Origin of the sequence: Thioclava indica, from assembly GCF_000714545.1 — a bacterium.
GTDB classification, from domain to species: domain Bacteria; phylum Pseudomonadota; class Alphaproteobacteria; order Rhodobacterales; family Rhodobacteraceae; genus Thioclava; species Thioclava indica.
This window is the reverse complement of the sequence record NZ_AUNB01000052.1, coordinates 1-12,497: the sequence shown is the minus strand read 5'-3', so window position 1 is coordinate 12,497 and position 12,497 is coordinate 1. Positions and strand designations below refer to the sequence as shown.

10 protein-coding genes are annotated in these 12,497 nt (G+C 60.5%); 6 read left to right on the top strand and 4 right to left on the bottom strand.

Annotated features, from left to right (window positions below; translation table 11 throughout):
- Positions 1 to 20 precede the first annotated feature (20 nt).
- From DT23_RS14595 to DT23_RS14580, 4 genes are all read right to left on the bottom strand, one after another.
- Positions 21 to 2,102, bottom strand: coding sequence for an alpha-galactosidase (locus tag DT23_RS14595; RefSeq protein ID WP_038132394.1), 2,082 nt, complete (start codon positions 2,100 to 2,102; stop codon positions 21 to 23).
- On the bottom strand, positions 2,102 to 2,947 hold the full coding sequence (locus tag DT23_RS14590; protein ID WP_038132393.1) for a carbohydrate ABC transporter permease: 846 nt from the start codon (positions 2,945 to 2,947) through the stop codon (positions 2,102 to 2,104). The genes DT23_RS14595 and DT23_RS14590 overlap by 1 nt, the downstream gene beginning before the upstream one ends.
- Before the next feature lies 1 nt (position 2,948).
- Positions 2,949 to 3,881 (bottom strand): carbohydrate ABC transporter permease, encoded by a 933-nt coding sequence (locus tag DT23_RS14585; RefSeq protein WP_038132391.1) that lies wholly within the window; start codon positions 3,879 to 3,881, stop codon positions 2,949 to 2,951.
- Between the two features lie 84 nt (positions 3,882 to 3,965).
- Entirely contained in the window at positions 3,966 to 5,201 is a 1,236-nt protein-coding gene (locus tag DT23_RS14580) for an ABC transporter substrate-binding protein (protein WP_038132390.1), read from the bottom strand.
- Positions 5,202 to 5,328: 127 nt separating this feature from the next.
- Here DT23_RS14580 and DT23_RS14575 point away from each other — a divergent pair, with 127 nt between their 5' ends.
- From DT23_RS14575 to DT23_RS14550, 6 genes are read left to right on the top strand one after another with little or no spacing between them, the layout of a single operon-like run.
- Positions 5,329 to 6,138 carry an IclR family transcriptional regulator gene (locus tag DT23_RS14575; protein ID WP_038132389.1) on the top strand — a complete coding sequence of 270 codons (810 nt, stop codon included), beginning with the start codon at positions 5,329 to 5,331 and terminating at the stop codon, positions 6,136 to 6,138.
- A complete protein-coding gene (locus DT23_RS14570) occupies positions 6,135 to 7,196 on the top strand; it encodes an ABC transporter ATP-binding protein (RefSeq protein WP_038132387.1) in 1,062 nt (353 codons plus the stop codon). Before DT23_RS14575 ends, DT23_RS14570 begins: the two co-directional genes overlap by 4 nt.
- A complete protein-coding gene (locus DT23_RS14565) occupies positions 7,193 to 8,125 on the top strand; it encodes a Gfo/Idh/MocA family protein (protein WP_038132385.1) in 933 nt (310 codons plus the stop codon). Before DT23_RS14570 ends, DT23_RS14565 begins: the two co-directional genes overlap by 4 nt.
- Positions 8,118 to 9,071, top strand: coding sequence for an aldose epimerase family protein (locus DT23_RS14560; RefSeq protein WP_051697327.1), 954 nt, complete (start codon positions 8,118 to 8,120; stop codon positions 9,069 to 9,071). The genes DT23_RS14565 and DT23_RS14560 overlap by 8 nt, the downstream gene beginning before the upstream one ends.
- Positions 9,068 to 10,216, top strand: coding sequence for a galactonate dehydratase (gene dgoD, locus DT23_RS14555; RefSeq protein WP_038132383.1), 1,149 nt, complete (start codon positions 9,068 to 9,070; stop codon positions 10,214 to 10,216). Before DT23_RS14560 ends, dgoD begins: the two co-directional genes overlap by 4 nt.
- Position 10,217: 1 nt before the next feature.
- Positions 10,218 to 12,443, top strand: coding sequence for a glycoside hydrolase family 2 protein (locus DT23_RS14550; RefSeq protein WP_038132382.1), 2,226 nt, complete (start codon positions 10,218 to 10,220; stop codon positions 12,441 to 12,443).
- Positions 12,444 to 12,497 lie beyond the last annotated feature (54 nt).

Here is a 12,497-nt window from a genome sequence, read left to right as displayed (position 1 = left end):
TTCGTCGGCTTCCAGAGCTGTCATAGCCTCTCCCCTTCGATCACCCACATGGTTTGCGCAAAACCCCAAGGCAAGTTCACACCCTGCCCCATCAAGGCCTGCCCGCTCAACTCCAGCGGGCCTGTTTTCAGCGCAGGTTCTCCACGCGACAGGGCCGGTGCCTGCACTCGATTGCGCAGGTTCAGCCGATAGCGCGCCTGCGGGTCCAACCCCGTCAGGCGCAGTGGACGCGGCAAGATCTGCGCCGAGGTCTCGCTCTGACCGGCAAATACGACAAACTGAGCGCCATCTTCGGCCAGTTGCATCTCGGCTATTACCGCAGGGTCCGCAGATTCAAGGCGCAGGATATCGGCGCGCGCACGCCAGTCACGGTTGGCTTTCCACCAGGACGTGACCTCGCTCAAGACTTGCGCCTCATCCTTTGTCAATTCGCGCGGGTCCATCTCGAAACCCATATGACGTTGGGCGGCCACCCAAGCGCGCATCTCAATGTCGATCACGCGCCCCGAGGTGTGACAGCGGCGTGGCCCGACATGGCTGCCCGTCACCACCATCGGCAGAAATAGCGCACCGTCATGCTGAATGCGCAGCCGTTCAATCGCGTCATTGCTGTCGGACAACCACACCCGCGTCGTGCGTTCCAAGATGCCAAAATCAATCCGCCCGCCCCCTGACGCACAGCTTTCAAATTCCACCTGCGGATGGGCTGCGCGCAACCGGTCAAGCAACGCATAGACTCCGCGTGCTTGATCCGCATCCGAATAGGGCAGAACCCGGTTATGATCCCATTTCACATACTCGATCGCGTGCGCTGACAGCAGCGCATCAATCGCCGCAAACAGATGATCACGCACGTCTTGGCGCGCGATGTCGAGAACGCACTGCTGGCGACCCTCAATCTGATCCTCTGGCCCAAGCAGCCAGTCGGGATGAGCGCGCGCCAACTCGCTGTCGCGATTGACCATCTCGGGTTCAAACCACAGGCCAAACCCCATGCCAAGCGCGTTCACATGCGCAATCAACGGCCCTAATCCGTCGGGATATTTGCGCGGATCGACCGCCCAGTCGCCAAGGCTTGTCGTGTCATCATCGCGCCGCCCGAACCAGCCGTCATCCAGCACGAAACGCTCGGCACCCAGAGCGGCGGCACGATCCGCAATCTCGCACAGTTCGCTCAGGTCGTGGTTGAAATAGATTGCTTCCCAGCAATTGTAATGCACCGGGCGGGGCAATGCCGCAGAGGGAAATTGCACGATCCGGTCGCGCAGATGACGTTGAAACATCACCGCACAACCATTTGATCCCGCAACCGAATAGGCCGCGTAAAGGGTCGCTGTTTCAAACTGCGTTCCCGGCGCCATCTCACTGCCCGAAGCATGGCCGAACTGGATCTGACGCCGCCCATCGGGCAGTTCCTCGGCCACCATACGGTGCCCGCCCGACCAGCCGTAATGAAAGGCGCGGGTTTCGCCACTGGTTTTGCTCGCGCCGCGTGTGGGCAAGATGAGGCCGGGGAAATGTTCATGCCCTGTGCGTCCGGTGTGATTGTCACGCACCCGCTGACCGGCAGTCCAAGGAGTCGCGGTGATCTGGAACTCGCCACACCAACGGCCCGAAAACTCCAGCATCTCATCGCAAAGCTGCGGTGCGGGAAAGACCGGAGCGGCCAGCCAATGCAGCGTGATCGGGGTCTCGCTTTCCAGCGCGGCCCGCGCGGTGATCATTCCGGTAGCGGCGTCGAGCGCGAAATCGGCCCGATAGCTCACACCCAACGCCGCATCACGATAAACCAGCGTAAGCCGGTCGTCGCGAACCTCTTCTGATGCAAACCGAAAGGCCGGGCGCAGCACGCGTCCCTGCGCATCGCGCGCGATCACCCCCGGCTCTCCGGGGAAGGTTTGCGCGGCTTCGGGGCAGATCGACAGATCGGGATTGCGATCAAGCATCCCTCCCGTCACATCCATTTCGGCGCTGGCCGCCAGTTGCGCCAGATCCTCGCCCTCGGGCAGGGCCGCACCCCAGTAGATCACCTCTGGCAGCCGATCATCGCGGCTGGCCAGAACAAGGCTTTGGCGCGCATCTCGCAATTGCCATACGCGCATCACTTCACCGCCCCAAGCGTCAGCCCCGCAATGAAGTGCTTTTGCATCAGAAAGAACATCGCCACAGGTGGCAGCGCGGCGAGAATCGAGCCTGCCGACACCAGTTGCCAAGCCGCAACCCATTGCCCGTTGAGCGAATTCAGACCGGCAGTGATCGGCTGCGTATCAGCGCCCGTGGTCAGTACCATCGCCCAGAAATAATCATTCCAGATGAAGGTGAAGATCAACACCGACAGCGCCGCAATCGCCGGACGCACCAGCGGCATCACGATATGCCAGAAAATCTGCCATTCGCCCACGCCCTCGACCCGCGCGGCCTCAATCAGCTCGCGCGGCAGAGCCTTGATGAAATTGCGCATGAACAGCGTGCAGAATCCGGTCTGGAACGCGACATGGAACAGCGCGAGCCCGGTGATCGTGTCATACAGCCCCATCTTCACCGTCAGATCACGCACCGGCACCATCAGAATTTGGAACGGCACAAAGTTGCCTGCCACAAAAAGGAAGAAGATCAGCAGGTTGCCTTTGAACTTGTAAACCGCCAGCGCATAGCCCGTCAGGCACGACAGCGCCACCGCGCCGATCATCGTCGGGATCGTGACGCGGAACGAGTTCAGCATGTAGCTGGCAAAGGGCGAATTGCGAAACACATCAAGATAATTCGAAAATGCCAGATATGAGGGCATTCCGAAGTAATTGCCCTGCGCAAGATCGCTGGAGGGGCGCAGCGAGGTCATCGCCACCCCCAACAGCGGCAGCAGCCACAGGACCAGCATCACCGGCAGCGCCACCTTATAGGCCGTGCGCGCGGCGGGACTCATAGTTTGGATCGGACGCGGAAACATCTCAAAGCCCCCTTTCGTCGCGCCACATCTTCCAGATGAAGCCCGAGATGAAAATCATCATGATGGCAAACAGCACCACCGCGATCGCCGCGCCGTAGCCCATGCGATAACCGTATTCCGACAGCGCCTGTTCATACATGTAATAAGACAGCACCCGCGACGATCCGTATGGCCCGCCAGAGGTCATGATCGACACCAGGTCAAAACTGCGCAGCGCGCCGATAATGGTCACCACCAGCGCGATGAAGGTCGCCGGGCGCAGTTGCGGCAGCACGACATACCACAGCATCTTGATCCCCTTGGCACCGTCCAGACGTGCGGCCTCGATCTGGTCGGGCGCAACCGAGTTCAGCCCCGTCAGATACAGGATCATGCAATAGGCAATCTGCGGCCAAAGCCCCGCCGCGATAATCCCGTAGGTCACGAGGTTTTCGTCGGCAAGCACCGCAACGCCCTGCCCCCCGAACCATTCCGTGATCTTGTAAAACAGCCCGAAACCGGGGGCGTAGAACCACGAGAAGATCAAGCCGACAACAACCTGACTGATCACAAAGGGAAAGAAAAACAGTGACTTGTAGATCCGGATGCCTCGCACCGTCTGGTTAAGAAAGAGTGCGATAAACAGGCCCAGCGGAATCGCCAGCATATACAGCACCAGCCAGATCACGTTGTTCTTGAGGCTGGTATAGAACGCATCATCATCCAGAAGCTCGGCGTAATTCTCAAGCCCGATCCAATGCGCCGGACTGAGCCCGTCCCACTGATAGAACGAAATCCACACCGAGCGCCCGATCGGGATGAGCACATAGATCAGGAACATGAACATGCCCGGCGCAAGGAAGAGCCAAGGCGCAAGCTTGCGGCTTAACCGGCGGCGCTTGCGCGGCGCGGGTTGACCTGCGGAACCTTGGGAAATGGCGGGGGAAACACTCATCGGCGCTATCCTCGATCTTTGGGATCAATGCGGAACAAAGGAGAAGCGGCGCCCCATGACAGGGCACCGCCAATAGATCGGAGATCAGTTTTTATAGACGCGCTGGCGTGTCTTTTCGAGACGATCAAGGATCGCATCCAGACGCTCGGGCTTGGCCATGAACTCCTGGAACCCCTCCATGCCGGCCTTCGCCATCGCAGCGGGCGCATCGCGGTCAAAAAATTGCGCGATACCGCCATCCGCCGTCGACAGGATCTTGAAACCCGCCTGCAGATAGGGATCGTCGCCTACCGTGCTGTTGACGTTAATCGGCAGCTGGCCCAGCTCCTGGTTCATCTTGGTTTGCACATCGGCGCGCGCGATATAGGCGAGGAATTTCTTGGCATCCGCAACGTTCTTAGCCCCGGCGGGGATATGGATCGTGTCGGTCGGGGCCTCTTCGGCGCGCGGGATGCCCGGCGTGATTTCCGGGAAGTCCATGAAGCCGAGCGAGTCATCCGTCATGCCGCCATCCTTGAAGGTGGCTACGGCGAAATTGCCCATCACATAGTTTGCAGCCTTGCCCTGAACGATATTGGACACCGCATCCTGCCAGTCGATCGCGGCCGTGTTCGGCGTGGTGTAAGGCACGACCTTGGCCCATTCCGCAAAGACCTTGCGCACACGATCATCCGTCCACGGAATTTCGCCATTGGTCAGCTTCATGTGGAAGTCATAACCGTTGGTGCGCAGATCGAGATAGTCGAAAATCCCCGCTGCGGGCCAAAGGGCCTTGGTGCCGGTGGTCAGGCAGTCGATGCCAGCGGCCTTGAACTTCTTGCAATTGCTGATGAATTCATCCCAGGTCTTGGGCACTTCGACGCCGACTTTCTTGTAGACGTCTTTGTTATAGTAAATGCCCCATTGGTAGTAGGTATAGGGCACGCCCCATTGCTTGCCGTCGATCGTCATGGACGACAGCGCGGGTGCGAGGCTATCCTTCAGGCCATTCTCTTCCCAGACATCGGACACATCCAAAAATTGCCCCGACTTGACAAAAGGGGCCATCCGGTTGCCGGCATACCAGTTCGCCAGATCCGGGCTGTCGGCGGTCAGAAAGTTGCGAATCGCCGTCTTGTAACCTTCGTGATCGAAGATATTCACAACGACTTTGACGTCCGGATTTTCGGCCTCGAAGCCTTTGATCAACTGATCGAAGGCGGCTTTAGGGGCCGGATCGGACGCGTCGGTATTCAGTGTCAGCGTGCGTTGCTGGGCCAATGCAGGCAGGGCCAACCCAGCCAACAGCGCCGCTACGGCTGCGGTTTTCAAAAGTTTCATCGGTTCTCCTCCCGGTTTTTCGTAAGGCAAGGTCTCGGCGTTAGTCCCAAATATTGAAACCTTGTTTTACATATTGAAATGCTGCCGTGAATCACGCACTCTGTCAACAGCCCTGTGGAGGAGGCCCATGACAAAACACGAATCCCATCCGGCGCAGTCCGACGGAACGGTCGGTCGCACACTGGCCGTGCTAGACCTTGTCGCCGAGTTCGGGCGGCCAGTGCGCTTTGGCGAGTTGCTTCCGGTGTCGGGGCTACCCAAGGCCACGCTCTATCGCTTTGTTCAAACGCTCACCAATCAGGGCATGCTCGCATATGATGAAGATCGTCAAACCTATACGCCGGGGCTGCGTCTGGTGCGGCTGGCGCATGCGGCTTGGGCGCAAAGTTCGCTTGCGCCGGTGGCGGCCCCCTATCTTGATGCGCTATCGGCCAAGACCGGCCAGACACTGCATCTGGCGCAGCTTGATCAGGGCATGGTGCTGTATGTCGACAAGCGCAACGCCTCCCGCCCGGTCGAGATGTTTTCGCAATCGGGCAAGGTCGGCCCGGCCTATTGCACAGGCGTTGGTAAGGCGATGCTGGCCCATCTTGCGCCCGAGCCGCTAGAGGCTGCAATCGCGCGCCAAAGCTTTCACCCCTTCACCAAGACCACGCTGGCCAATGAGACCGACCTGCGCGCCGAACTCGCTGCGATCCGCGCGCGCGGCTTTGCCTGGGATGACGAAGAGCACGAACCGGGCATCCGCTGTATCGCGGCCCCGATCCTGTCGCAAAGCGGCCGCGTCCTTGGGGCGCTGTCAATCACGGCAGGCCATAGCGCGGGGCATGATGCCCTAGAATCTTACGCACCGTTGATCCTTGAGACAGCGGCGCAGATCGCGAAAGCCGCCGAAACATGGCGCTTTCCCGAGCAAATCAGGGAGGAGACCCGATGAGCGGAGTTGAATTGCAGAATGTCGTCAAGCGGTTTGGCGATGTCGAGGTAATCCACGGTGTCGATCTGAAGGTCGATCACGGTGAATTCTGTGTTTTCGTCGGGCCTTCGGGCTGCGGAAAGTCCACGCTTTTGCGCATGATCGCGGGGCTGGAAGAGACCACAGCTGGCGCGATCCGGATCGGGGATGCCGACGTCACCCATGCCGAATCCGCAGAGCGCGGCATCGCGATGGTATTTCAGACCTACGCGCTTTACCCGCATATGACGGTCGCCGAAAACATGGGGTTCGGTCTGAAAATGAACGGCCATCCCAAGGCCGAAATCGCTGCGAAAGTGCGTGAGGCGGCCGATATCCTCAAGCTTGAACCGCTGCTCAAGCGTAAACCAGCCGCCCTGTCGGGTGGTCAGCGTCAGCGCGTCGCCATCGGGCGGGCGATCACGCGCGGTCCGCAGGTGTTCCTATTCGACGAACCGCTCTCCAACCTCGATGCCGAATTACGCGTCGAGATGCGCGCCGAGATCGCGCGTCTGCACCGCGAGATCGGCGCGACGATGATTTACGTCACCCACGATCAGGTCGAGGCGATGACGATGGCCGACAAGATCGTCGTGCTGCGCGCGGGCAATATCGAACAGGTCGGCGCGCCGATGGATCTGTATGATGATCCTGACAACCGTTTTGTTGCAGGGTTTATCGGCTCGCCTTCGATGAATTTTCTGGCCGGGACCGTCAAGGCGGGTGCCATTGAGGTGCCCGGTCTGGAAAGCGCGCTCAATCTGCCTTTGGCGCTACCGCCCGAAGGGACCAAGGTCGAGATCGGGCTACGCCCTAATGCGCTCAAGATCGACGCCGAGTCCGGCGCGTTTAAGGTCGATATGGCGGAAAACCTTGGCGGGGTCAGCTATGCCCACCTGCGCGCCCCTAGCGGGGAACGGGTGATTGTGGAAACCGATCAGCGGCTTTCGGCGGCGGGCGGTGGCACGGTGGGGCTGCGTTTCGATCCGGCCGATGTCTATGTGTTTCGGGCCGATGACGGCGCGCGGGTGCGCGCATGAGCCTTGGCATCGGTCTTGTCGGTCTGGGCGCGATTGCGCGCGCGCAACACCTGCCTGCGCTTGAGCAAGTCGAGGATGTGCATCTGGCCGCACTGGCCAGCCGCAACGCGACGCTGCCCGATTTGCCCTGCTACCCTGATATCGATGCCCTCTTGGCCGCAGAACCAGATGTCACGGCGATTTCGCTCTGCACCCCGCCGCAGGGGCGGTTCGATCAGGCGATGGCCGTGCTGCGCGCAGGCCGTCACCTGATGCTCGAAAAGCCCCCCGGCGCGACTTTGTCCGAGGTTGAAGCCCTGCGCGAGGAAGCCGCGCGGCGCGGTTTGACCCTGTTTGCTTCGTGGCACTCTCGCGCGGCGGCTGGGGTTGATCCGGCCCGCGACTGGCTAACGGGTAAGACACTGCGCACAGTGGTGATCGACTGGCGCGAAGATGTGCGCAAGTGGCACCCCGGTCAGCAATGGATCTGGCAAGCGGGCGGCCTTGGCGTGTTTGACCCGGGCATCAACGCGCTCTCGATCCTGACGGCGGTGCTGGCCGATCCGGCACGCCTGATCTCGGCCGATTTGCAGGTGCCCGAGGGGCGCGAAACACCGATTGCCGCGCGCCTTGAAATGCGCGCTGCCGACGCGGCGATCACCGCGCATTTCGACTGGCGCGAAAGCGGCGATGAGCTGTGGCGCATGCGTTTGGAGACAGAGGAAGGTGGCGCTACGCTTGATCAGGGCGGCGCACGTTTTGCTATTGACGGACAGGTGCAGCCGATCGCCGAAAGCTCGGAATATGCGCGTCTTTATGAACGCTTCCGCGATCTGGTCGCACGGGGCGAGCGTGACGCTGATTTCACACCTTTGCGGCTTGTGGCGGATGCGTTCCTGAACGGGCGCATGCATCAGGTCGCCCCGTTTATCGAGGCTCCGCATGGCTGAGCCGGTTTGCCAAATCGCCCTTCCCTCGGGGATGCAGGCCAGCATTTTGCCCTTCGGCGCGGTGCTGCATTCGCTGCTTGTGCCAGATCGGGACGGGCAGTTGGGCGAGATAATGATGGGGCTGGCGAGCCCGGCAGATCATCGCAAAATTCGCAGTTTTCGCGGCGCGAGTGTGGGGCGATTTGCCAATCGTATTGGAAATGCGCGCTTTGCGCTGGAAGGGCAAAGCTTTGCGCTTAGCGCGAATGAGGGCGCGACCTGTTTGCACGGTGGCGCAGAGGGGTTTGACCGGCGCGAATGGCAGGTTGTGGATCAGCACGCCCATTCAGTTACGCTGGCGCTGCACAGTCCCGATGGCGATCAGGGATTTCCCGGCGATATGGATATCGAGGCCGAATTCACCCTGTCCGAGCCGAACACACTGAGCATCACCTATCGCGCCCGCGTATCGCGCGCCTGTCCGGTCTCGATCACCTCGCACGGGTTTTTCAATCTGGCAGGTGGCGGGCCTGTGCGTGATCATCTGCTTAACATAGAGGCAACGCGATATTTGCCTGTCTATGGCGCGAACATTCCTGTTGGTGCGCCGCAACCTGTAGAGGGCACAGCGTTTGATTATCGCGCCCCGCGCCCGGTTTTGCGCGCGGGTGATCGCGGAATCGATCACTGCTATTGCCTTGATCCACGCGAGGGGCTGCTCGCGGCGGCCGTGCTGTATGATCCGGTGTCGGGGCGAGAGATGCAGCTTTGCACGAACCAGCCGGGATTGCAGCTTTACACGGTCAACACACCCTCAAACGACTTACCCGCGCATCACGCGCTTTGTCTTGAGCCGCAAGCCTGGCCAGACGCGCCCAACCGCCCCGATTTTCCCGATGCGATCCTGAGGCCGGGCGAAACCTATCATCATCACACCCAGCTGGCATTCACCACGAGGTCAAAATGAAAATCACCGCCATCGAAACCTTTATCGTCCCGCCGCGCTGGTGCTTTGTCAAAATCTCGACCGATGAAGGGATCAGCGGCTGGGGCGAGCCAGTGCTTGAGGGCCGCGCGGCCACGGTTGCGGCCTGCGTCGAAGAGCTTTCGGATTATCTGATCGGCAAGGATCCGGGCCATATCCAAGACCATTGGACGGTGATGTATCGCGGCGGATTCTATCGTGGTGGCGGCATTCATATGTCGGCGATTGCGGGCATTGATCAGGCGCTTTGGGACATCAAGGGAAAGGCGCTTGGCGTGCCGGTGCATGCGCTTTTGGGCGGGCAGCAGCGCGACCGCATCCGGGTCTATAGCTGGATCGGCGGCGACCGGCCCGGCGACACCGCGAACATGGCGCGGGAATGTGGTGAACGCGGCTTTACAGCCGTCAAAATGAACGCCACCGAAGAGCTGCAATTCATCGACAGCCACGCCAAGATCGACGCAGTTCTGGCGCGCGTGCAGGCGATCCGCGAGGCGATGGGCCCCGATTTCGGCATTGGCATCGACTTTCACGGTCGCGTGCATCGCCCGATGGCCAAGCAGCTTGCGAAAGAGCTGGAACCGTTCAACCTGATGTTCATCGAAGAGCCGGTGCTGAGCGAACATGCCGAGGCGCTGCGCGAGATTGCCAACCATTGCGCGACGCCGATTGCATTGGGCGAGCGGCTGTATTCGCGCTGGGATTTCAAGGCGATCCTGCAAGGCGGCTATGTCGATATCGTGCAACCCGATCCCAGCCATTCCGGCGGTATCACCGAGACGTTCAAGATCGCCGCGATGGCCGAGGCGCATGATGTGGCGCTGGCACTGCATTGCCCGCTGGGGCCGATAGCGCTGGCGGCGAATTTGCAGCTTGATGCGGTCTGCTACAACGCCTTCATTCAGGAACAATCGCTGGGCATTCACTATAACAAGGGCTCCGATCTTCTGGATTATCTGATTGATCCTAAGGTGTTCGCCTATCAGGACGGCTTTGTCGCGATCCCGCAGGGGCCAGGGCTGGGTATTGAGGTCAACGAGGCCAAGGTGCGTGAGGCTGCAAGCGAGGGCCATCGCTGGCGCAACCCGATCTGGCGTCACGCCGATGGCAGCTTTGCGGAGTGGTAGGATGCGTCAAATCACCAAACTGAACACCGACTGGTGCTTTGCCGCAGGGTTCGAGGCCGATTGGGCGCAATCGCCCATGCAAGGCGAGCGCGTTACCCTGCCCCATAACGCCGTTAACCTGCCGTTGAGCTATTTCGACGAGGCCGATTTCCAGCGCGTCTTTACCTATCAGCGCGTGATCGACTGGCAACCCGATTGGGCGGGTCAAGTCGTGCAACTGCGTTTCGACGCGGCAATGGCGGATGCGGTTGTGTGGGTTAACGGGGAGGAAGTAGCGCGCCACCGCGACGGATACACCCCTTTTGTCGCCGATCTGAGCGCGCATCTGCATACGGGCGCGAACATCGTGACGGTGCGCATTGACGGCTCGGAAAACCCCGATATTCCGCCGTTCGGCGGGCGCATCGACTATCTTACCTATGCTGGCATTTACCGCGATGTCTGGCTGGAGGTGCTGCCCGCGCGTCATATCGTCGGCGTCAAGATCGAGACACCCGATGTGCAGGAAAGCAAGAAGCGTGTGGTGGTGAAGCTTGAAACCTCGCAACCCGGGGCCGTCGCGCTGGTGTTGCGCGATCCGGATGGCGTCGAAGTCGGGCGATGTGAGCAAGGCGACTCTGAAAGAATCGAAATTTCTGATCTATCAGAAATCACCCTGTGGTCGCCCGAAACGCCTGCGCTTTACACCCTCACCGTCACATTGCCCGACACGGGCGATATGGTGCGCGAACGCTTCGGCTTTCGCCACGCCGAATTCACCCCCGACGGTTTTTTCCTCAATGGTGAACGGGTCGTGTTGCGCGGGTTGAACCGGCACCAAAGCTTTCCCTACTCGGGCTATGCGCAGGGCCAGCGCAGTCAGGAACGCGACGCCGAGATTTTGCGCTATGATCTGGGCTGCAATGTCGTGCGCACCTCGCATTATCCGCAAAGCCCCTATTTTCTGGATCGCTGCGACGAAATCGGACTGATGGTCTTTGAAGAGATTCCCGGCTGGCAGCATATCGGCGGCTCTGTGTGGCAGGATGAATCGGTTGAAAACGTCGCGCGGATGATCCGGCGCGACTGGAACCATCCCGCGATCATCATCTGGGGTGTGCGCATCAACGAAAGCCCCGATGCCGATGATTTCTACGCCCGCACGAACGCGCTGGCCCATGACCTTGACCCGACGCGTCCCACTGGCGGCGTGCGCTGCATTCCTGACAGCCATCTGCTGGAAGACGTCTACACGATGAATGATTTTGTTCTGGGCGAGTTCGAATTGCCCGGCACCAACCGCCCGCGCATGGGCTTGCGCGATCAACAAGAGGTCACGGGGCTGCCCAACCGCGTGCCCTATCTGGTGACCGAATATAACGGCCATATGTTTCCCACGAAGGCGGGCGACCCCGAGCATCGTCAGCACGAACATGTCCTGCGCCATCTCGAGGTTCTCAATGCGGCGCATGACCCGGATGCGGGGATTGCGGGCTGCATTGGCTGGTGCATGTTCGATTACAACACGCATAAAGATTTCGGCGCAGGCGACCGGATTTGTCATCACGGCGTGATGAGCATCTTCCGCGAGCCGAAATTCGCCGCCTATGCCTATGCCAGCCAGATGTCGCCCGAGGAAAAAGTTGTGATGGAGCCGGTCACCGTCTGGGCGCGCGGCGAACGCAACATCGGCGGTGTGCTGCCCCTGATCGTGCTCAGCAATTGCGACGAGGTCGAGCTGTCTTATGCCGATGTGGTCAAGCGCGTCGGTCCCGATCGCGAACATTTCCCCCATCTGCCCCATCCGCCAATCATCATCGATCACCGACATTTTTCTGAGGCCGAACTGGGCCAATGGGGCGAAAGCTGGCATGGCGGCAAGATCACCGGATTTCTGAAAGGCGAAGTCGTCGCAACGCGGGTTTTCCCCGCTGACGCGCTGTTGACGACGCTGGAGCTGGCTCCCGATGTAACCCACGCCAAAGCAGAACCCGATAACGAGATCCGCGTGATGATCCGCGCGCGCGATCAGGCGGGAAACAAGCTGCATTTCCTTAACGAACCGGTGTTTCTGACGGTCGACGGCCCGGCCCGCTTGATCGGCCCGGAGTGTCCGGTTCTGGCAGGCGGCGCGACGGGGTGCTGGCTGCGGCTAAGCGGAAAATCGGGCACAGTGCGCCTTACAGCGCGCCTGCGCGAGAAAACTGTGCAAACGCAAATCGAGATCGTCGCGCCAGATCGGGAATAGCCACGGCCCAGCAAGGCCTTCCCCATCTCGCGGCGAAACGTGCGCACCGATGTC

Excerpts from the sequence above, each read along its gene's own strand:
- DT23_RS14595 (WP_038132394.1), bottom strand. The coding sequence starts at position 2,102 with ATGCGCGTATGGCAATTGCGAGATGCGCGCCAAAGCCTTGTTCTGGCC.
- DT23_RS14590 (WP_038132393.1), bottom strand. The coding sequence starts at position 2,947 with ATGTTTCCGCGTCCGATCCAAACTATGAGTCCCGCCGCGCGCACGGCC.
- DT23_RS14585 (WP_038132391.1), bottom strand. The coding sequence starts at position 3,881 with ATGAGTGTTTCCCCCGCCATTTCCCAAGGTTCCGCAGGTCAACCCGCG.
- DT23_RS14580 (WP_038132390.1), bottom strand. The coding sequence starts at position 5,201 with ATGAAACTTTTGAAAACCGCAGCCGTAGCGGCGCTGTTGGCTGGGTTG.
- DT23_RS14575 (WP_038132389.1), top strand. The coding sequence starts at position 5,329 with ATGACAAAACACGAATCCCATCCGGCGCAGTCCGACGGAACGGTCGGT.
- DT23_RS14570 (WP_038132387.1), top strand. The coding sequence starts at position 6,135 with ATGAGCGGAGTTGAATTGCAGAATGTCGTCAAGCGGTTTGGCGATGTC.
- DT23_RS14565 (WP_038132385.1), top strand. The coding sequence starts at position 7,193 with ATGAGCCTTGGCATCGGTCTTGTCGGTCTGGGCGCGATTGCGCGCGCG.
- DT23_RS14560 (WP_051697327.1), top strand. The coding sequence starts at position 8,118 with ATGGCTGAGCCGGTTTGCCAAATCGCCCTTCCCTCGGGGATGCAGGCC.
- dgoD (WP_038132383.1), top strand. The coding sequence starts at position 9,068 with ATGAAAATCACCGCCATCGAAACCTTTATCGTCCCGCCGCGCTGGTGC.
- DT23_RS14550 (WP_038132382.1), top strand. The coding sequence starts at position 10,218 with ATGCGTCAAATCACCAAACTGAACACCGACTGGTGCTTTGCCGCAGGG.